At 62.3% G+C, this 18,762-nt stretch carries 18 protein-coding genes; 6 read left to right on the top strand and 12 right to left on the bottom strand.

The window, feature by feature from the left end; all coding sequences use genetic code 11:
- Positions 1-6: 6 nt before the first annotated feature.
- The 3 genes from DMZ65_RS03645 to lptF are packed head-to-tail and all read right to left on the bottom strand — an operon-like array spanning position 7 to position 4,366.
- Positions 7-2,148 (bottom strand): LPS-assembly protein LptD, encoded by a 2,142-nt coding sequence (locus tag DMZ65_RS03645; protein ID WP_116597474.1) that lies wholly within the window; start codon positions 2,146-2,148, stop codon positions 7-9.
- Positions 2,145-3,239, bottom strand: coding sequence for an LPS export ABC transporter permease LptG (gene lptG, locus DMZ65_RS03640; protein ID WP_116597473.1), 1,095 nt, complete (start codon positions 3,237-3,239; stop codon positions 2,145-2,147). Before lptG ends, DMZ65_RS03645 begins: the two co-directional genes overlap by 4 nt.
- Positions 3,236-4,366, bottom strand: a complete 1,131-nt coding sequence (gene lptF, locus DMZ65_RS03635; RefSeq protein WP_116597472.1) for an LPS export ABC transporter permease LptF — start codon at positions 4,364-4,366, stop codon at positions 3,236-3,238. Before lptF ends, lptG begins: the two co-directional genes overlap by 4 nt.
- Before the next feature lie 145 nt (positions 4,367-4,511).
- On the opposite strand from lptF, the gene DMZ65_RS03630 reads away from it, so the two are divergent.
- Positions 4,512-5,984, top strand: coding sequence for a leucyl aminopeptidase (locus DMZ65_RS03630; RefSeq protein WP_116597471.1), 1,473 nt, complete (start codon positions 4,512-4,514; stop codon positions 5,982-5,984).
- Between the two features lie 66 nt (positions 5,985-6,050).
- Entirely contained in the window at positions 6,051-6,509 is a 459-nt protein-coding gene (locus DMZ65_RS03625) for a DNA polymerase III subunit chi (RefSeq protein WP_116597470.1), read from the top strand.
- Between the two features lie 108 nt (positions 6,510-6,617).
- Here DMZ65_RS03625 and DMZ65_RS03620 read toward each other — a convergent pair whose 3' ends face one another.
- From DMZ65_RS03620 to DMZ65_RS03610, 3 genes are all read right to left on the bottom strand, one after another.
- Positions 6,618-7,199: a retropepsin-like aspartic protease family protein gene (locus DMZ65_RS03620; RefSeq protein WP_116597469.1), complete on the bottom strand. Its 582-nt coding sequence runs from the start codon at positions 7,197-7,199 to the stop codon at positions 6,618-6,620.
- Between the two features lie 39 nt (positions 7,200-7,238).
- A complete protein-coding gene (locus tag DMZ65_RS03615; protein WP_116597468.1) occupies positions 7,239-7,868 on the bottom strand; it encodes a MarC family protein in 630 nt (209 codons plus the stop codon).
- 236 nt (positions 7,869-8,104) lie between these two features.
- Complete coding sequence (locus DMZ65_RS03610) at positions 8,105-9,961, bottom strand: ABC-F family ATP-binding cassette domain-containing protein (RefSeq protein WP_116597617.1); 1,857 nt, start codon at positions 9,959-9,961, stop codon at positions 8,105-8,107.
- A 200-nt stretch (positions 9,962-10,161) separates the two neighbouring features.
- On the opposite strand from DMZ65_RS03610, the gene ndk reads away from it, so the two are divergent.
- Positions 10,162-10,584 carry a nucleoside-diphosphate kinase gene (gene ndk, locus DMZ65_RS03605; protein WP_084353513.1) on the top strand — a complete coding sequence of 141 codons (423 nt, stop codon included), beginning with the start codon at positions 10,162-10,164 and terminating at the stop codon, positions 10,582-10,584.
- Positions 10,585-10,670: 86 nt separating this feature from the next.
- On the opposite strand, the gene DMZ65_RS03600 is transcribed toward ndk, so the two are convergent.
- The 5 genes from DMZ65_RS03600 to DMZ65_RS03580 form a co-directional block, all read right to left on the bottom strand.
- A complete protein-coding gene (locus DMZ65_RS03600; RefSeq protein WP_438942695.1) occupies positions 10,671-11,090 on the bottom strand; it encodes a DUF4112 domain-containing protein in 420 nt (139 codons plus the stop codon).
- Positions 11,087-11,260, bottom strand: a complete 174-nt coding sequence (locus DMZ65_RS03595; RefSeq protein ID WP_084353512.1) for a YqaE/Pmp3 family membrane protein — start codon at positions 11,258-11,260, stop codon at positions 11,087-11,089. Before DMZ65_RS03595 ends, DMZ65_RS03600 begins: the two co-directional genes overlap by 4 nt.
- Before the next feature lie 83 nt (positions 11,261-11,343).
- Positions 11,344-11,694: a TfoX/Sxy family protein gene (locus DMZ65_RS03590; RefSeq protein WP_116597467.1), complete on the bottom strand. Its 351-nt coding sequence runs from the start codon at positions 11,692-11,694 to the stop codon at positions 11,344-11,346.
- The gene (locus DMZ65_RS03585; RefSeq protein ID WP_116597466.1) at positions 11,691-12,518 is read right to left on the bottom strand and encodes an isocitrate lyase/PEP mutase family protein; all 828 of its coding nucleotides are present in this window, start codon (positions 12,516-12,518) and stop codon (positions 11,691-11,693) included. The genes DMZ65_RS03590 and DMZ65_RS03585 overlap by 4 nt, the downstream gene beginning before the upstream one ends.
- 71 nt (positions 12,519-12,589) lie before the next feature.
- Complete coding sequence (locus DMZ65_RS03580) at positions 12,590-12,937, bottom strand: MmcQ/YjbR family DNA-binding protein (protein ID WP_116597615.1); 348 nt, start codon at positions 12,935-12,937, stop codon at positions 12,590-12,592.
- A 418-nt stretch (positions 12,938-13,355) separates the two neighbouring features.
- Here DMZ65_RS03580 and cysS point away from each other — a divergent pair, with 418 nt between their 5' ends.
- From cysS to DMZ65_RS03560, 3 genes are all read left to right on the top strand, one after another.
- Entirely contained in the window at positions 13,356-14,747 is a 1,392-nt protein-coding gene (cysS, locus tag DMZ65_RS03570) for a cysteine--tRNA ligase (RefSeq protein WP_116597464.1), read from the top strand.
- A gap of 130 nt (positions 14,748-14,877) precedes the next feature.
- A complete protein-coding gene (gene cimA, locus DMZ65_RS03565; protein ID WP_116597463.1) occupies positions 14,878-16,488 on the top strand; it encodes a citramalate synthase in 1,611 nt (536 codons plus the stop codon).
- Between the two features lie 94 nt (positions 16,489-16,582).
- On the top strand, positions 16,583-17,356 hold the full coding sequence (locus DMZ65_RS03560; protein WP_232824875.1) for a squalene/phytoene synthase family protein: 774 nt from the start codon (positions 16,583-16,585) through the stop codon (positions 17,354-17,356).
- 113 nt (positions 17,357-17,469) lie between these two features.
- On the opposite strand, the gene DMZ65_RS03555 is transcribed toward DMZ65_RS03560, so the two are convergent.
- Entirely contained in the window at positions 17,470-18,690 is a 1,221-nt protein-coding gene (locus DMZ65_RS03555) for an MFS transporter (RefSeq protein WP_116597461.1), read from the bottom strand.
- Positions 18,691-18,762 lie beyond the last annotated feature (72 nt).

Below are 18,762 nucleotides of genomic sequence, written 5' to 3'. Positions count from 1 at the left end.
CCCAAGTCAGTCGCCGCAGGACCGGCGGTAGTCCTTGGCGCTGCCGCCAGTGCTGAAGCCTTTCAGCGCGACGGTCAGGCCAAAATCTGTTGATGGCTCAAGGTTAGAGGAAGAGGCAAACTTCCGCGAGACCGAAAAGCCCACCTCGACGCATTCATTGGTGTAGCTCAGGCCAAGACCGGCCTTCGCGAGGTTGCTGGAAGCCAGATCATAGCGCCAGTCGGCCAGACCGGTCCAATATTGGTTGAATCGGTAGCTGCCGTCAAAGGACCATTCCGACAGTGCTTCGGGGCGGTTTTCGGCGGCATCGGTGACCAGCAGGACGTAGGATGCCCCCAGATCCAGCCGACTGTTGGTCCAGCCAGCCCGCGCCGCTGCTTTTGAAAACCGTGCGTCCCCGTCCAAAAGCCCGCGCGCCGTCACATTCAGGCCAGACCGTGTGGCGAAATGTCCGGCGACCAGCCAGTCGCTTTCCGTGCCGCGCAGGCCGGAAGACCTTGAAAAAGCGTCATCCGCCTCGTCGCGGGTCACGCGGCCCAGCGTCAGCCCGGCGCTCCAGCCCGATGGATTGTCGCGCATCCAGCGCAACCCGTAAACGGTCGTGTAGCCGCGTTCACGCCGGTCGGGGGCCGGAAAGCGGGACAGGGCAAGCAGGTTGCCTTCGTCAAACTCCACGCGGGTGGATTCGTCGTTGGGGATGTCGGGGCGGTCGCCGCCGGTCCAGCCGAACTGAACGATCGGTTCGATCACGTCGCGTGCGCCGTTGGCGGCGCTGCGGACCAGTGGCCAGCGCAATTCCACCGCAGCGGCGGGGGTTAATTGTGCCACATTGTTGTCGCTGGTGCTGTCCTGACTGATGCTGAACGCGTCGCCCCAAACCTGACCCAGCACACCTGCCCGCACACCGCCGGGCAGGGTCCAGCGCCGCCGCCAGCTAAGACCGGCATTCAGGCGGCTGACGTCGCGCCCGACAATGTCATCGTCCGAATAGCGGAAATGACCATGTGCCGTCAGCCCCATCCGCAACTCGCCGCCAAGTGCGGCCGGAAACAGCCGCTGTTCATAGATCGCGTCGGTAAGGATGGTTGGTTGGGTGGCGTTGTCCTCGCCATCGACCAGCGATTGATAATGCGTGATGCCGATCTCGAAATAACGCTGTGCCTTGGTGCGGGTGATGGTCAACTCGCTGTCCAGCCGGTCCTTGCTGGCATAGTCGTAATCGTTGAGATAGGCGTCATCCGAGGTCATCTCGATATCGAAGCTCAGCTTGTAGTCGCGGCCAAGATCGAAGGCACCTTCGGCAAACAGGTAGCCACGCCGTGGGCCTTCGTCCAGCGTATCGCTCGTGACGGCGGCGTTCACCGTCAGATCGCCATTGCGGAACGCACGACGATACCGCGCCTCCAGCGTCCGCGTCACCGGCGACAGGTAGGGCGTCAACGTCACATCCTGATGATCGCCGATGGGGATGAAATACGGCACCTTGATGCCGAAGCCCAGCAAGGTGCTGGACCGGATCGACGGGATCAGGATGCCGGCGGCACGTTTCAGCGTCGGGTCGGGCAGGCGCAGGCGGGGCGCGTAGAACACCGGAACATCCAGTATCCGAAACTGCGCATTGTCGAAGTAAAGCTGTTTTTCCTCTTCGTCATGCACGATGCGCGAGGCCCGGATTTGCCACAGCGGCACCTGATTGGCACCGCAGACCTGACAAGAGGTCACGGCAACGCGGGCAAGCTGGGTGTAGCGCCCCTCCACCCGGCGGGCCTCGACCGAGGCGAGTTGCAACTGTTCATCCAGCACCATGCGCGCGCCGCGCAGCAACCCGTTCTCGAAGGTCGTGTCCAGCGATCCGCTATCGGCCAGCAGAAGGTTGCCCTGCGGATCGGTCAATCGTACCGGCCCGTCCAGCTGGAGCGTGTCGGTGTCGCGGTCATAGGTGATGCGCGTCGCGGTCAGCCGACTGCCTTGATACATCGCCTCGACATTGCCGCGGGCAATCAACTGATCTTCGCCCGCGATCAACACCTCGTCCGCGACCAGCATCGCGGCATCATTGGTCTGCGCCAATGCGGGCAAGGCTGCGCCAAAGGACAGCCAGAAGGACAGGAACAGCCGGGCGGCAAAGGGCAGGGGCGGGCGCGTCATCCATCCTCCATATGCAGGATCAATCCCATCGCCAGCAGCACCGAAGCGATGGGCGGGATCCAGGCCGCCAGTGCCGGGGCAAGCTGGCCATTCTCTCCGAGGATCTGCGCGAAATTGCGGATGTAGTAAAGCCCAAAGCCCAACAGGATCGCCGCCAGTACAGCGATGCCGGTGCCGCCAAGGCGCGCATGACGCATGGTGAATGCGGCCCCGACCAGCACCATCGCGATCAGGAACAGGGGTCGGGCAAGCTCCATCTGGAGCCAGACCTGATGGCGGCGCGCGCTGAATCCGGCCTCTTCAAGCTGGGTGATAAATGTCGGAAGATCCCAGACCGCAATCGCGGAAGGGGTGCCAAAACTGTCACGGATACTCTCTTGTGTCAGGGTGGAGGCCACCCGCATTGTTTCATGCTCCTGCGCCGCTTCTTCAGAGTTCAGCCCGGCGAGAAGGGGCCAGGCCTTGGCGTTGGACAACACCCATTCACCGGCAACCAGACGGGCGGTTTCCGCCTCGATCCGCCGGACCGGCCCGCCTTCCGGCGCATAGGCGACAAAGCTGACATCATACAGGACCGTTGCCTGAGGATTGGCGCGCGCGGCACGGATGACGGTTTGCCCGCGCAGATCGCCTTGTCGCAACCACAGCCCGTCCGCCCCGATCGAAAGTGTAGAGGTGCCGCCGGACCGATAGGTTTCCTTCAGCGCGTCATAGCGCTTTGATGTAGCGGCAACGAACGGGTTTGCCATCGCAACAGCCAGCCCGCCCAACACGGCCGTCACCGCCACCGGCGCGATCAGCGCGGCCAACCCGGATCGCCCCGCCGCCCGCGCCGCCACCAGCTCTGACGAGCGCGCAAGCGACAGAAACAGTGCAATCGTGGCAAGGATCAGGATCAACGGCAGGATCTGGTACAGGGATTGTGGCGTGTTCAGCAAAGTCAGGACCAGCACCTCGCCAAAACTGACCGAGGCATCGAACAGGCGCATCTGCTCAACCAGATCAAGCAGCATCAGGAACGCGAAGAACACGCCCGTAACCGAAACGACCATCCACAAAAAGCGCCGCGCAAAATAGTAATGCAGGATCATGCCGGCACCTCTGGGATAGCTCTGCGCCGCCGCTTGAAGGGGCGGGCAGCAGAATAAAGCAACCCCCCGGCCAGCGCGAAGCCGACAAGCGACGGCACATAGATCAGCGGCCATAGCGCTGCGTTTTCGCGCACCGGATCCGTCACCGCGCTTTCGGCCAGTTTGACCAGCACCAGCAGGAAGATCGCCAGCACGATCTGACGGGTCACACCGAAACGGCTGAACCCGCCGATCAACAGCGTCGAGAACCCGATCAGCGCCGCCACCACGCATAGCAACGCCTGTTGAATGCGGCCATGCGCCTCTTCAAGAACCTCGCCATTGGTGTCTTTCGCAAGCGTGGCCATTTCGGATGTCCGGGTCAGAAGATCAATCGTCGACATATGTTTGACGCGCGGCGTGGGTGTTCCTGCTTGCGCGATCAGGGCGCTGATATCATAGGAAAAATCCTTGAAATTCGTGGTTGAAAGTCGCCGCGTCTTATATGTCATCGTTTGCGCAAGGCCACTGACCATCACCAGTTTGGGGCCTGCATCATCGCGCAGAATATAGGCGCGCTCGGCAGTATAGGTCACGCTGCGATCAGGCTGGCGGCGATCCGACAGGTAGACGTCGCTCAACTCGCCATCGACAGAAATCTCGCGGATGTAGAAGGTGACGTCTGATACCGGATGCAGGAAGACACCTTCGCGCAGGAGCCGGGCCGAGACGCTTCCGGAAATCTCGGTCTCGCGTTCGCGCAGTTGCCCCAGGGAGGCGGGGACCAGAAAATGCGTCAGCGTGGACATCATGAGTGCGATCACCAGCCCGAACATCAACACCGGGCGCGCCAGCCGCCAGGGGCTGTATCCGGTGGCCTGAACCACTGTCAGTTCGGAATCCGCGCTTAGCCGGTTGGTGACGTAGACAGCCGCCGCAAAGGCCGCCATAGGCAGGACCATTCGGATGACGTTTGGAAGGGAAAGGGCTGTAAACTCAAGGAAAATGCCGGCAGAATGGCCGTCTGCGATCAGCCGGTCGAAAAGAATCACGGCCCGGTTCACCCAGTAGACCGAGACCAGCACCAGGGCGAAAAAACCGAACAGCACCATAAGTTGCGACAGTATATATCTGTCGAATCTGCCCAAGCCTTGCCCCCCGACCTATCGTTGCCGACAGACCCTAGCCCAAAGCCCGGCGGGGGAAAACTCCTATCTGGTCAACCACGCGGGTCGGCTGCTAGGTGTTGGGCCAAAGCGCGGTTTCATGCCGCCGCATCGCAGGAGAGCCATCATGACCACACCCGTTTCCGTCAGTTTCCACGCCACCGATCTGCCCGCTATCGAAGAGGCACCGGGCCGGATTGCAGTTGTCGTGCCGGAAGGCGGGCGGCTGGGCCAAGCTGCCCGCCGGGTGAACCGTTTGACGCGTGGTGCTGTGGCGCGGGCGGTTGCCAGCGACCGCTTCGCCAAGCTGAAGGACGGGCAAGTTCTGAGCCTTGGCTTTCCCGTCGGCCTGGCCGCCGAAGCTGTGGATATTCTGCGGCTGCCGCGCCGCCCGGATGTCGACACGGCGCGGAAGGGCGGCGCGGCGCTGGCGCGTGCGGCTGGGGGGGCTGAGACGCTGGTGCTGGCCGATGTAACACGACGTGTGGCGGAATTGGCATTGGGTTTCGCGCTGCGCGGTTACGCCTTTACCGATCACAAGACCGCCGATGACAAGACCCGTGGCGCGCTGTCGATCATGGGCAATGAGCCGGACGCAGCGCAGTCTGCCTGGCAGTCCCTGTCGCCGCTGGCCGAGGGCGTCTTTCTGACCCGCGATCTGGTGTCCGAGCCTGCGAATGTGCTGACCACGACGGAGTTTGCGACCCGGCTTGAGGGCTTGCGCGATCTTGGCGTCGAGGTCGAGGTGCTGGAAGAAGACGCATTGCAAGAGCTTGGCATGGGCGCGCTTCTCTGCGTGGGGCGTGGATCGTCCAGCCCGTCCAAGGTTGTGGTGATGCGCTGGAACGGGGCGGGTGACGACAGCGCGCCACTGGCTTTGATTGGCAAGGGCGTGGTGTTTGATACGGGCGGCATCTCGTTGAAGCCCTCGCTTGGCATGGAAAGCATGACAATGGATATGGGGGGCGCGGGCACCGTTGCCGGCACCCTGCATGCATTGGCCCGTCGTGGCGCGCGCGCCAATGTCGTCGGACTGGTCGGGTTGATCGAGAACATGCCGGCCGGCGATGCCGTTCGGCCGGGTGATGTTATAACATCCATGAAGGGCGACACCGTTGAGGTCATCAACACCGATGCCGAAGGGCGGCTCGTGCTGTGTGATGTGATGTGGTACGCGCAAACCCGCTTCAAACCCGCCGCGATGGTCGATCTGGCGACGCTGACCGGGGCCTGCATCGTAGCCCTGGGCCACGAAAATGCAGCGGTATTCTCCAACGATGATGATCTGGCGGATGGTTTCCTCAAAGCCGCGGGGGCCGAAGCAGAAGGTGCCTGGCGGATGCCGATGGGGCAGGCCTATGACGACCTGATGAAAAGCACCGTGGCAGATGTCAAGAACAGTGGCGGGCGGGCGGCTGGTTCCATCACCGCCGCGCAATTCCTGCGGCGTTTTGTTCAGGACGGCGTGCCATGGGTGCACCTTGATATTGCGGGCGTGGCGCATGTCTCGCGCGATTTGCCACTGTCGCCAAAGGGGGCGACGGGCTGGGGCGTGTTGGCGTTGAACCGGCTGGTGGCCGACCGGTTTGAGAAAGGCTGAACACATGATCTTGCGCGTGTCTTTGGCATCGCCGTATTGCAGTCTCCGTCAACCGGATCTGCTGTGATGGGGGCGGCCTATTTCTACCACCTGACGCAGCGCCCACTTGAAGTGGCGCTTCCCCTGCTGTTGACGCGCGCCTTGTCCATGGGCTGGCGCGTGGCGGTTCGGGGGTGCGAGACAGAACGGCTTGACTGGCTGGACCAGAAACTCTGGCTGGGCCGAGAAGAGGATTTCTTGCCGCATGGGGTGGAGGGCGGCCCGCATGATGCCGCGCAGCCGGTTTTGCTGACCACGCAAGCGACGGTGCCAAACGATCCGCAATGTGTCATGGCCATCGACGGAGCGTCGGTCACACCGCAAGAGGTTGTCGCACTGGAACGGGTCTGCATCCTGTTCGATGGCAATGACAACAACGCCATGGCGGCTGCTCGGACGCAGTGGAAGGTGCTGACCGAGGCTGGATGTCAGGCGCAATACTGGTCCGAGGAAAGCGGCCGTTGGGAAAAGAAGGCAGAAAGGTGAAGCCGAAAAAGTATTTTATTAAAATATCTTAGAAGGCGAAGTTTCTGTAATGGATGACTTGGCATTTCTGCCCATGACACAGGGCATGAAAAGCTGCGCAGCCATTGTTTAACGCTCCAGCACCATTTGGCCGCGGCTGATTTCCAGCTTGTCGAAGCGTTGCAGATAGCTCATCCCGACCAGTGATTGCCCCATCTCGCCACTGTTGACGAAAGCCGGAAAGCCGGTATCGGTGATCTCGCCCAAGCGCACCGTGGCCAGACGGACCGGGGCGGTCTGCACCGGACCATTGGCGGTCATGGCCTGACTGAAATAGGGCAGACCGGCTGCATCTATCCCGGCGCGGTTGGCGTCCTGTCGGGTCAGCACCATGCCGCTGGCCCCGGTATCCACCATGAAGCGGATCGGCGCGCCGTTGATTTCCAACATCATGTAGTAATGACCATCGGGCGCGCGAGGCAGCTCTATCCGGCCCTCGCTTGCATAGACCATCTGGCTGGGCAGCGCGGTTTGGCGGATGTCGTCCCATAAGCCGATCGCCGCAATGGTGCCCAGAAAGATCAGCCCCCAGGCGGCTAATTGCTGGACCTTGCGGCCAAGATTCTCGCGGTTCTGGATGAAGAACCAGAACACGAGCACCCCGCCGAGGAGCAATAGGTAGAAAAGGTTGCCATAGCTGAGATCGGACATGCCGGCTATATAGGGGCGCGCAGCGCCGAATGACAGAGGCTACTGGCCCAGCCCGAAGGCGCGCAACCCGTCCAGCACGAATTGCACGGAAAGCGCGGCCAAAAGCATACCAAGCAATCGGGTCACGACGGTGATGCCGGTTTTGCCAAGCGCGCGTTCCAGAAAGCCCGCGCTGAGGAACAACACGAGGACCATCGCGACCACGCCCAGCATCACACCGATCACGGTGAGAAACCCCGCGATGTCACTGGTCTGCCCGCCCAGAAGAATGATCGAGGCGATGGCACCGGGCCCCGCGATAAGGGGGATCGCGAGGGGGAAGACCGACGGATCGGGGTGGTCCGGCTCTTCGTCCGGGTCGCTGACCTGACCTTCGCGGCGCTTGTTGCGGCGTTCGAACAGCATGTCGAGTGCGGTCAGAAACAGCAGGATGCCGCCCGCAATCCGGAAGGCGGGCATGGAGATACCGATAAAGCCGAGAAGTGCCTCGCCAAAGAGCGCAAAGAGCGTCAGCAGAATCGCGCCGGTCAGGCAGGCCCGGACCGCCACGGCATGGCGGTGGCGCGCGTTGGTGCCTTGGGTCAGGGCAATGAAAACCGGGGTCAGCCCGATCGGGTCGATGACCACGAAAAGCGTGACGAAGGCCGTGATGAGAAAGGCGCTGTCCATCGGGTATTGCGATCACGAGACGGCGTCGAAGGCAAGTGGCGTTTTACAGTGCGGATGCCGGCGGCGTGCAGATCATTCAGATGCGGCCTATGCACGGGGCCGCCTTGGTCATGCTGCCAGAGCGGTATTTTGTCAGCGCCTGTTCGGGGGGGGGGGGCGGCGTGGCGGGTTGAGGGCGGAGCGAGGGGCCAGCCCCTCGCGCTCCCCGGAGTATTTTTGCCAAGAAGAAGGAAGGATCAGGCGCGCTGGTTGGTGGATTCGAGTTTCTCTTGCGCGGCGAGCCAAAGGGATTCGGCGCGGGCGAGCGCCTTTTCCACCTCTGCGAATTTTCCGTTCCAGACGGCAAGATCAGAGGCCATGTGGTCTTCGTAGAGTTTGGGATCGGCCAGTTTTTCGGACAGCTTGGTCTGCATTTGCTGGAGTTTCTCCAGCCGCTCTTCGCATTTGCGGACCTCGGCGCGCAGGGTCAGAACGGTCTCGCGCGGCGCGCGTTTGGGTTTTGAAGCTGCGGGTTTTGCCGGTTTGGCGGGTTTGTCGCCAGACAGCAGCAGGCGGCGATAGGCGTCGAGATCGTCCTCGTAGGGTTTGACCGTGCCCTCCGAGACAAGCCAGAGCCGGTCGGCGACCATCGACAGCAGGTGCATGTCGTGGCTGACCAGGATCACCGCGCCGGAATACTCGGTGAGCGCCTCGACCAAGGCTTCGCGGCTGGCAATGTCGAGGTGGTTGGTCGGTTCGTCGAGGATCAGCAGATGCGGCGCGTCGAGCGTGGCGAGAAGCAGCGACAGGCGCGCCTTTTGTCCACCCGACAGCCGCGCCACGGGTGTTTCGGCCTGATCCGCGCCAAGGCCGAAGCCTGCAAGACGCGCGCGCAGTTTGGGCGGCATCAGGTCGGGCAGGGCGGACCGCAGATGTTGCAGGGGTGTTTCATCGAGGTGAAGCTCGTCCACCTGATGCTGGGCGAAATAGCCGATGCGCAGTTTTGACGACCGTGTGACGGTGCCTGCGGTCAGGGCAAGGCGGTCCGACAAAAGTTTCGCAAGGGTCGATTTGCCCTGACCGTTTTTGCCCAGAAGCGCGATGCGGTCATCCTGATCGATGCGCAGGTTCAAGCGTGACAGAACCGGCGGGCCGCCATAGCCGGTGGCACCATCCTCGATCCGGATGATCGGCGGCGACAGTTCCTTTGGCTGCGGGAAAGTGAACACGGCACGGGCGGCTTCCTCGGGCGGGGTGACCATGTCGATCTTGTCGATCATCTTCAACCGGGCCTGTGCCTGCTTGGCCTTGGAGGCCTTGGCGCGGAACCGGTCGACGAATTTTTGCAGATGCGCGACGCGGGCGGCCTGCTTCTTGGCAATGGCACTGGCCTGCGCGCGCTGTTCGGCCCGTTGGCGGGCGAATTGATCGTAGGGGCCTTGATAGAAGGTCAGGCCGCGATCTTCGAGATGCAGGATGCTGCCGACGGCGCGATTCAGCAATCCGCGATCATGCGAGATGATAATGACCGTATGCGGGTAGCGTGCCAGATAGCTTTCCAGCCAAAGCGCGCCTTCGAGGTCAAGATAGTTGGTCGGCTCGTCCAAAAGCAGCAGATCGGGCCGTGCAAACAGCACGCCGGCCAGCGCCACGCGCATCCGCCAGCCGCCCGAGAAATCCGAACATGGCATACGCTGTTCGGCGTCGTCAAAGCCCAGACCCTTGAGGATCGACGCGGCGCGCGCTTCGGCGCTCCAGGCGTCGATATCGGCAAGTCGGGTCTGGATTTCGGCGATTTTCGTACCGTCAGTGGCGGTTTCTGCGGCGGCCATCAGGCTGGCGCGTTCGGTATCCGCCTCCAGCACCGTGTCCAGCAGTGAAGTGTCCGAAGCGGGAACCTCTTGTGCAACACCGCCGATGCGGGCGCGCGAGGGCAGTGAAAGGCTGCCGCCCTCCAGCACCAATTCGCCGCGGATGAGCTTGAAAAGCGTGGTTTTGCCCGCGCCGTTGGCCCCGACAAGACCCACCTTGTGGCCGTCGGGTATCGTCGCTGAGGCACCCTCGAACAGGGGGCGGCCTTCGGCCGAATAGGTGATGTCCTGAATCTTCAACATCCCAGCCCCATAGCAGAGCCGTTTGACGGGTGCGACGCGATTCTTGACCCTGATGCGCCGGAATCTGCCCACAGGTTGCGGATTGGACGTGACGACACACCCAATTGCCGCCCTTTCCAACCGCTTGGACGCGTGCTATCGCAGCCGCGCATTTACAAGGGCCGGGCGTATTGCCTTGGCTTTGAACAGGAGCAAGACACATGGCCACAGAGCGCACACTTTCGATCATCAAACCTGACGCGACCAAGCGGAACCTGACCGGCAAGATCAACGCCAAGTTCGAGGAAGCAGGGCTGCGCATCGTCGCGCAGAAGCGCATCAAGCTGACCAAAGAACAGGCCGGCGTGTTCTACGCTGTCCATGCCGAACGTCCGTTCTACGACGAGCTGTGCGAATTCATGGCGTCCGAGCCTGTCGTCGTGCAGGTGCTGGAAGGTGACGGCGCCATCGCGAAGAACCGCGAAGTGATGGGTGCCACCAACCCGGCGGATGCGGCTGCGGGCACTGTGCGCGCTGAATTCGCTGAATCGGTTGGCGAGAACTCCGTCCACGGGTCGGACGCGCCGGAAACAGCGGCTGTCGAGATCGCATATTTCTTCTCGGGCCTCGAACTGGTCGGCTAAAGCCGGTAGTTATAAGTTACCGAAAGGGCCGCCCCACAGGAGCGGCCCTTTTCGTTTGTCACGGACAATGACCCTATTTTGACGGTTCAGAGCGTGTCGGTCTGCGCCATGCGGGGTGCGTCGGCGCTGGCCGGGCCATGCTTCGCCTCCACATGTGCGCGCAAAAGTGCTGCATTGCGGATGTTGGACTTGTATCCCACATCCAGCACGTCGCCCAATAGCGGGACAAGTCCGATCAACCAGTCCACGCCCGAGTTGATGGCCATACGGGTTAACGTGGGTTTCGGCGCGCCGCTGCGATGTGCGAGATGCATGATATAGACGGCAGGGGCCAGTGTCAGCGTGTCTCCGACGCCGGGTATCAGCCCCAGGATGCTGTCCCAGCCCAGACGGATCGGCGTCAGCGGAACCCGAAAGGCGCTGTCCATACGGTGGGCCATCGCCTCTGCCTTGTCAGCAGCGCGCTGGTCCTTTGCCGCCAATGGAGACGCTGGCATATGACTCATGCGGTCGTCGGACCCTTCTTGGCGATAACCCAGACAGCATGCACGATGCCGGGGATATAACCGAGAATCGTCAGCAGGATATTGATCCAGAAATGCTTGCCGATCCCGACCTGCAAAAAGACGCCCAGTGGCGGCAGGATGATGGCGATGATGATGCGGACAAAATCCATGATGGGTGGTCCTTTCGGCTGTGTTGCTCTTGCCAAAAGAACGCGCCGTCACGTCCGATTGTTCCCGTCGTGACCCGCCGCTGTCAGGACGGGCGTTTGGGGCGCTCAATCACTCCGATGGCGTCCAGAGCGGCCTCCAGCGTGGACCGGCCTTTGTCTGTGCTGTGCGAAACTTCGGATTTGAGTTGATCGAACCGGGTGCGCAGCGTTTCTTTTTCCTTGCCCTTGCAATCGTTCCAGGGGCGCCCCTGAAGCGCCATATGCAGGACGTAATAGCCGATGAAATGCGGGCGTGTTCCGCAAAGTAGCATGCGGCGGTATCCTTCATGCGCGCCGAGTTCGCGCAGTTCTTCAGCGGACCGGATGCCCGCCCGCGTGCAGGCCTCCTCCACAGCTGGGCCAAGGTTGCGAATTGACGACACGGGTGTGCTCATCCGTGCGCGCCCTTGGTCAACAACGCGTCAACCTCGGGGCCCGCGATGCTTTGCCCAAGGCTGGCAAAACTGCCTTTGCCGAACATCTCGGCGGCGGCGTTGTGGATCACGCGGTGGGTGGCGCGGGCAAGCGCGGAGCCAAGCGATAGGCGCGCAACACCTGCGGCCGCGAACTCTGCCCGCGACCGCGCAGTGAACGGCCCAGCGACCAGTGCGTTTACCGGCAGGCGCGTTGTGGCGCAGATCCGTCCAAGGTCGGTAAAACGGGGTGGTAGTGGAATATAGACGCAATCGGCACCCGCTTCCTCGAACGCGGCGATCCGGCGCAGGGCTTCGTCCAAGTCGTATTGGCCGTTCATCACCCCGTCGGCGCGGGCCACCAGTACCATGTCGCGCGGCAAGGCGCGTGCGGCGGCACTTGCCGCGCGGATACGTTCGGCTGCGAGATCAGCGGGATAGGCGGCGGCATCCGGCGGCGCAGCATCCTCTATCGACAGGCCGGCAAGGCCCGCTTCGGCGGACAGGCGCACGGTATCTGCGCAGTCTTCGGGCGCATCGCCAAAGCCATTCTCGAAATCGCCCGAGACCGGAAGGCTGGTCGCCGACACCAGATCCGCCGCATGGGCCAGCGCCTCGTCGCGGCTGATCTGTCCCCCATCGGGCTTGCCCAGGGTGAAGGCATGTGCGGCCGAAGAAGTGCCAATGGCTTGCGCACCCATGGCGGCCAACATGCGCGCGCTGCCGATGTCCCAGGCGTTGGCCAGAATGAAGGGATCACCGGGCACATGCAGGGCACGGAAGGCGGGGCCGGGATCGTGGCGCATGGCGGGGGCCTTTCGGTTCGGGGAAGTCGCTTTGGCAATCTCCGCAAGTGGGCTTTGAGGCGGTTGTGCTGTCAATCTTTGTCAGTCAGCGCCGCCTGAACTTTCTTTGGCAGTTTCGAACGAATCAGATCGTAGGACGTGGTCAGCCGATCGCGCAACTCATCCTCTTCCGCCAGCCCCCAGGGCACCATCACCCAAGAGCGGTGGAAATAGGGCGCGCGTTCGGCACGGCCCATCTCGATCAGGAATTGCGCGCTGTCGGTATCGGCGGTCTTGACCGACACACCCTGATCCATCGCACCGATACAGGCGAACATCTTGCCACCTACTTTCCACGCATTATGCCCGCCGCCCCAGGGGTCGGACACCTCAGCACCGGGCAGGGCGGCACATATGCGGTTGACGATCTCGCGTGTCATGTTCTGATCATGCGGCAGCATTTCTGAACACTCAAGTCAAACGAAAGCAGCGCATGTCAGCCGAGACAGCCAACGGCTCTGCCGCACGGCGCGATTCCTGTGATGGGGGAGATACCGGGTTGACGCGTCAGACAACGGCCGAAACCAGCGTCATCAAGATTTTCGCGACGGGGCAAGGATGATGGACAGCGGTGGCCGATCCGGCGAAACCCGCACCGGGCCGCAAGGACCCGGTGCCTTGCGGAATGCGAATTGTTTTGCACGCCGCGCGGCATTCGGCTATTGGCTATCCCATGAAAACGGCGATCTGTATTTGCGGACACATTACCACCGGCTGACACGCTCGGCGGGCCGTTCTTCTGTTTCCTCCATGATCCGAAGTTGCTAAGCCCGCCGCGGACCCGCGCGCGAGGATGACATGACGACGATCAAGCTTTACAACACCAGGACACGCTCGAAAGAGGTGTTCACGCCCATCGATCCGGACAACGTGCGCATGTATGTCTGCGGGCCTACTGTCTATGATCGCGCCCATCTGGGCAATGCGCGGCCCGTGCTGGTCTTCGATGTCCTCAACCGGCTGCTGCGGCATGTCTACGGCGACGATCACGTCACCTATGTGCGCAATTTCACCGATGTGGATGACAAGATAAACGCCACCGCGTTGGCCCGCAAAGAGGCCGGAGCCGAGGGCACGCTGGAAGAGCTGGTCCAGCAACGCTCGGACGAGACGATCGACTGGTATCATCAGGACATGGACGCGCTTGGCGCATTGCGTCCCGATCAGGAGCCCCGCGCGACCGACTTCATTCCGCAGATGATTTCGATGATCGAGGGGCTGATCGCCATGGACCACGCCTATGAGGCGGAAGGGCATGTGCTGTTCGCTGTCGAAAGCTATGCGGAATACGGCAAGCTGTCGGGCCGGACGGTCGATGACATGATCGCGGGCGCGCGGGTCGAGGTCGCGCCCTACAAGCGCAACCCGATGGATTTCGTGCTGTGGAAGCCGTCCTCGGACGATCTGCCCGGTTGGGACAGCCCGTGGGGCCGGGGGCGACCGGGCTGGCATATCGAATGCTCCGCCATGTCGTTCGAACTGCTGGGCGAGAGCTTCGACATCCATGGCGGCGGCAACGACCTGATGTTCCCGCACCACGAGAACGAGATCGCGCAAAGCCGCTGCGCGCACCCGTCCGGCGATTTCGCGAAGGTCTGGATGCATAACGAAATGCTTCAGGTCGAAGGCAAGAAGATGTCCAAGTCGCTGGGCAATTTCTTCACCGTCCGCGACCTGCTGGACCAAGGCATTCCGGGCGAGGTGATCCGCTTTGTCATGCTGTCTACGCATTACCGCAAGCCGATGGACTGGACGGCAGAGAAGACGAGCGACGCGAAGGCAACGCTTTCTAAATGGCGCGCGCTGACCAAAGACGCTGTCGCTGGGGAAGTTCCCGAAGCTTTGTTGGCGGCGGTTGCGGATGACTTGAACACCGCTGGTGCTATCGCTGAACTGCACCGTTTGGCGTCGAACCAAGAGGCCCCGGCTCTGAAGGCCGGGGCGGGTATGCTTGGCCTTTTAGGGCAGGATTTGGGGGGCTGGGTTGCAATCCAAGAAAGCCATGACGACAAAATAATCGCGCTTATGTTGGCAAGACGTGATGCGCGCCAAAGTAAAGATTTTGCCGAGGCCGATAGAATTAGGGACATCCTGCGGTCCGCCGGAGTGAAACCGATGGATACCCATGCGGGAAACATGGCGTGGGAAAAGACGGCTGATTTCGATCCTAAGAAATTGGAGGCCCTGTAGTGGTCGAGCTGTTTGTATACGGAAAGGCACAATCAAAGTTGACTGCAATTAATCTTGCAAACCAAGGGCAGCCACCGACGGCCCGTTCCCTCAATCCAAAGCTGCCTTTGTCACACAAGGGGCGCGTAAGATGACCGAACGCCTTTATCTCTACGACACCACCTTGCGCGATGGGCAGCAGACGCAGGGGGTGCAATTCTCGACCGCCGAGAAGTTGCGGATTGCGGCGGCGTTGGATGGGTTGGGGCTGGACCATGTCGAGGGGGGCTGGCCGGGGGCCAATCCCACGGACAGCGCGTTTTTTGATGAGGTGCCGGGGATGCGGGCCATGTTGGTGGCCTTTGGCATGACCAAGCGGGCCGGACGCTCTGCCGCCAATGACGAGGTATTGGCGGGGGTGATGAATGCGGGCACGCCCTCTGTCTGTCTGGTGGGCAAGAGCCACGAATTTCATGTGCGCACCGCGCTGGGCATCTCGCTGGAAGAGAATGTCGAGAATATCCGCGCCTCGATCGCGCATCTGGTGTCGCAGGGGCGCGAGGCGCTTTTCGACGCCGAGCATTTCTTTGACGGGTACAAATCCGACCCTGCTTATGCGCTGGACTGCCTGCGCGCGGCGCTAAAGGCTGGCGCGCGCTGGATCGTGCTGTGCGATACCAATGGCGGAACGCTGCCGGATGAGATTGCACGGGCCGTGCGCGAGGTGATTGCCGCGGGCATTCCCGGCGCGCGTCTGGGCATTCACACCCATAATGATACGGAAAACGCCGTGGCGGGGTCTCTGGCGGCGGTGCTGGCGGGGGCAAGGCAGATTCAGGGCACGCTGAACGGATTGGGCGAACGCTGCGGCAATGCCAATCTGACCTCGCTGATCCCGACGCTGCTGTTGAAAGAGCCCTATGCCAGCCGGTTTCAGACCGGGGTCAGCCTTGAGGCGCTGGAAGGCTTGACCAAGGTCAGCCGGATGCTGGACGATATCCTCAACCGGGTGCCGTGGAAACAGGCACCCTATGTTGGGTCTTCGGCCTTTGCGCATAAGGCGGGGCTGCACGCCAGCGCGATCCTCAAGGATCCCACGACCTATGAGCATATTGATCCCGGCGAGGTCGGCAACAGGCGGGTGATCCCGATGTCGAACCAGGCGGGGCAGTCGAACCTGCGGCGGCGTCTGGCAGAGGCGGGGCTGGAGGTTGCTGTTGGTGATCCGGCACTGGCGCGGATCCTTGACCGGATCAAGGCGCGGGAATCCGAGGGCTATTCCTATGACACCGCGCAGGCCAGTTTCGAGCTGTTGGCGCGGGACGAGCTGGGGCTGATGGCGGAATTTTTCGAGGTCAAACGCTACCGGGTGACGGTGGAGCGGCGCAAGAACAAGTATGACAAGATGGTCTCGCTGTCCGAGGCTGTGGTGGTCGTGAAAGTCGATGGTGAAAAGCGCCAGTCGGTCAGCGAGTCGATGGATGCCAGCGGTATGGATCGCGGTCCGGTGAATGCTTTGTGGCAGGCGCTGGTCAAGGATCTGGGGCAGTATTCGGCTGTTCTGGCCGATATGGGGCTGGTCGATTTCAAGGTGCGCATCACCCAGGGCGGCACCGAGGCCGTGACGCGCGTCATCATCGACAGTCAGGACGGGCAGGGGCGGCGCTGGTCCACGGTGGGGGTCAGCGCAAACATCGTAGACGCCTCGTTCGAGGCATTGCTGGATGCGGTGCGGTGGAAGCTGATCCGGGATGCGGTGTGACGATGTGTGAGGGGGTTTCTGGTGCTATATGTCTGGCGCTAACGTGTCCGACTTCTGATCCGCGCGGCGGTCTCCTGTCGTTGTTGGATGAAGAATGGCAGGCGCGCCAATGAGCTTTGAGGCCTGTGCTGCCTTGGTCGAGCGTGGCGATCCGTGGCGGTTCGCCTGTGCTATGGCGGCCCCTGTCGCGGCGCGGCGCGTGCTGTTTCCGCTTTATGCGTTCAACATAGAGGTGGCGCGCGCACCTTGGGTGACGCAAGAGCCGATGATCGCCGAGATGCGTCTGCAATGGTGGCGCGACGCGCTGGTAGAAATCGCGACTGGCGGCACGGTCCGGCGACATGAGGTCGTGGGACCGCTGGCGGAGGTGCTGGATGCGGATTCCGCGCGCCTGTTGGACCGTCTGGTCGAGGCGCGGCGTTGGGACATCTACAAAGAACCGTTCGAGGACGCACAGCACCTGACGCATTACCTTGAGGACACAGCCGCCTGTCTGATGCGCGCCGGGGTGAGGGCACTTGGGGGCGCAGACGCCGGCGTGTCGGATTACGGATTTGGCGCGGGCCTGGCGATGTTCCTGCAAGCGGTGCCGGAACTAGAGGCGCGGGGCCGGGTGCCGCTGGTCGATGGTCGCGCCGAGGGGGTTGCCTCGCTTGCGCGGGAAGGGCTTGCGCGGCTTCGGTCCGGACGCAAAGCGTTGCGCCTGTCACGAGAGGCGAAAGCGGCGCTGTTTCCCGGTGTCACGGCATCCGCCCTGTTGGCGCGGGTGGTTGCGCGTCCCGGTCTGGTGGCGGCAGGTGGTGTGCAGGTCTCGGAGGCGGGGCGCAAGCTGCGATTGATCCGGGCCTCGGCCTTCGGACGGGTTTGAACGGCGGTTACACGACGTCGGATCCTGTTTGCGCTTTGATGTGACAAGGCGCGAATAGGCCGCCGCTTGACCACCCTGTGCCGGGGACGCAATCCAACGCAAACCGGTTGAGATCAGGCACGCTCGGCTTCGTTTTGCGGGCGCAGATACAGCCATATCAGCGCACCGCCGGCGAGGGCGAGGAATGGCACCATCGCCATGTTGACCGCCGACCAGCCCTGTTGCGCGGACCCGCCAGAGCAGTTCATCAACCCACCGGAGGCGAGCGAGGCAAAGGTCACGCCGCCAAACACCAGCAGATCGTTCAGGCCCTGCATGCGGCCACGCTCGTGCGGTTCATGCGCGCCAGCCAGCATCGAGGTCGCGCCGATGAAGCCAAAGTTCCAGCCGATCCCCAGAAGGATCAGCGCGATGAAGAAATTCTCCAGCTGAACGCCTTGCAAGGCCACAGCACCCCCGGCTGCAAGGATTACCAGGCCGGCGGCAAGGATCTTTTCCACCCCGAAACGGGCGATCAGGTGGCCGGTGAAAAAGGATGGGATGAACATCGCCAGGACATGCGCGGTGACGATATCGGCGGCGTTGTCTTTCTCGAACCCGCAACCGACCACCGCCAGCGGGGTGGAGGTCATCACAAGGTTCATCAACGCATAGCTGACCATGCCGCAGATCACTGCGACGGCAATGCGCGGTGTCGTTATCAACTCCCACCGAGAGCGGCCTTTGGGCGCGTCCTGATCGGGCACGGGCGGGCGCGGAATGTCGAGGAACAGAAACAGCAGCGATCCAAGGAGGTTCACGCCAATGACCGCAAGATAAGTGCCAAGGAACGGGATCACGAAGGAATCGCTGGTCAGCTTGACCAGTTGCGGGCCGATGACGGCCGAGGCCAGCCCGCCGGCCATGACATAGGAAATTGCCTTTGGGCGGTATGCGTCCGACGCGGTATCTGCCGCGGCAAAGCGGTAAAACCCCTGAGCCGACATGTATATACCGGTGAGGAAAGACCCCAGCAGAAAGATCGGAAATGAGGACAGGTAAAGCCCATAAGCCCCCACGATGCCCCCCAATGCACCGCCTGCGGCACCGATGAAAAATCCCGCCCGCCGTCCAAAACGCTGCATCGCCCAGGAGATCGGCGTCGCCGTCAGCATGGACCCCAGCACGATCAGTGAAATCGGCAAGGTTGCAAAGCACAGGTTCGAGGCCAGCGATTGCCCGGCCAAGCCACCAATGGTGAAGATCATCGGCATCTGCGATCCCAGGATCGCCTGCGCCAAAGCGAGGACAACAACGTTGCGCCGGGCGCGTCTGTCTGACTGTGCGGTTTCCATGCAGGATCGGTAATATGTCGCGCGGTGGGCTGCAAGGCTCGGGTCACGGAAATCTTCTTGGCCAATCGCCGC

It is taken from the genome of Primorskyibacter marinus (assembly GCF_003313245.1).
Taxonomy (GTDB): Bacteria; Pseudomonadota; Alphaproteobacteria; order Rhodobacterales; family Rhodobacteraceae; genus Primorskyibacter; species Primorskyibacter marinus.
This window is presented reverse-complemented; position numbering and strand designations above follow the sequence as displayed.

Excerpts from the sequence above, each read along its gene's own strand:
- DMZ65_RS03645 (WP_116597474.1), bottom strand. The coding sequence starts at position 2,148 with ATGACGCGCCCGCCCCTGCCCTTTGCCGCCCGGCTGTTCCTGTCCTTC.
- lptG (WP_116597473.1), bottom strand. The coding sequence starts at position 3,239 with ATGATCCTGCATTACTATTTTGCGCGGCGCTTTTTGTGGATGGTCGTT.
- DMZ65_RS03630 (WP_116597471.1), top strand. The coding sequence starts at position 4,512 with ATGACCACACCCGTTTCCGTCAGTTTCCACGCCACCGATCTGCCCGCT.
- DMZ65_RS03625 (WP_116597470.1), top strand. The coding sequence starts at position 6,051 with ATGGGGGCGGCCTATTTCTACCACCTGACGCAGCGCCCACTTGAAGTG.
- DMZ65_RS03620 (WP_116597469.1), bottom strand. The coding sequence starts at position 7,199 with ATGTCCGATCTCAGCTATGGCAACCTTTTCTACCTATTGCTCCTCGGC.
- DMZ65_RS03615 (WP_116597468.1), bottom strand. The coding sequence starts at position 7,868 with ATGGACAGCGCCTTTCTCATCACGGCCTTCGTCACGCTTTTCGTGGTC.
- DMZ65_RS03610 (WP_116597617.1), bottom strand. The coding sequence starts at position 9,961 with ATGTTGAAGATTCAGGACATCACCTATTCGGCCGAAGGCCGCCCCCTG.
- ndk (WP_084353513.1), top strand. The coding sequence starts at position 10,162 with ATGGCCACAGAGCGCACACTTTCGATCATCAAACCTGACGCGACCAAG.
- DMZ65_RS03600 (WP_438942695.1), bottom strand. The coding sequence starts at position 11,090 with ATGAGTCATATGCCAGCGTCTCCATTGGCGGCAAAGGACCAGCGCGCT.
- DMZ65_RS03595 (WP_084353512.1), bottom strand. The coding sequence starts at position 11,260 with ATGGATTTTGTCCGCATCATCATCGCCATCATCCTGCCGCCACTGGGC.
- DMZ65_RS03590 (WP_116597467.1), bottom strand. The coding sequence starts at position 11,694 with ATGAGCACACCCGTGTCGTCAATTCGCAACCTTGGCCCAGCTGTGGAG.
- DMZ65_RS03585 (WP_116597466.1), bottom strand. The coding sequence starts at position 12,518 with ATGCGCCACGATCCCGGCCCCGCCTTCCGTGCCCTGCATGTGCCCGGT.
- DMZ65_RS03580 (WP_116597615.1), bottom strand. The coding sequence starts at position 12,937 with ATGACACGCGAGATCGTCAACCGCATATGTGCCGCCCTGCCCGGTGCT.
- cysS (WP_116597464.1), top strand. The coding sequence starts at position 13,356 with ATGACGACGATCAAGCTTTACAACACCAGGACACGCTCGAAAGAGGTG.
- cimA (WP_116597463.1), top strand. The coding sequence starts at position 14,878 with ATGACCGAACGCCTTTATCTCTACGACACCACCTTGCGCGATGGGCAG.
- DMZ65_RS03560 (WP_232824875.1), top strand. The coding sequence starts at position 16,583 with ATGGCAGGCGCGCCAATGAGCTTTGAGGCCTGTGCTGCCTTGGTCGAG.
- DMZ65_RS03555 (WP_116597461.1), bottom strand. The coding sequence starts at position 18,690 with ATGGAAACCGCACAGTCAGACAGACGCGCCCGGCGCAACGTTGTTGTC.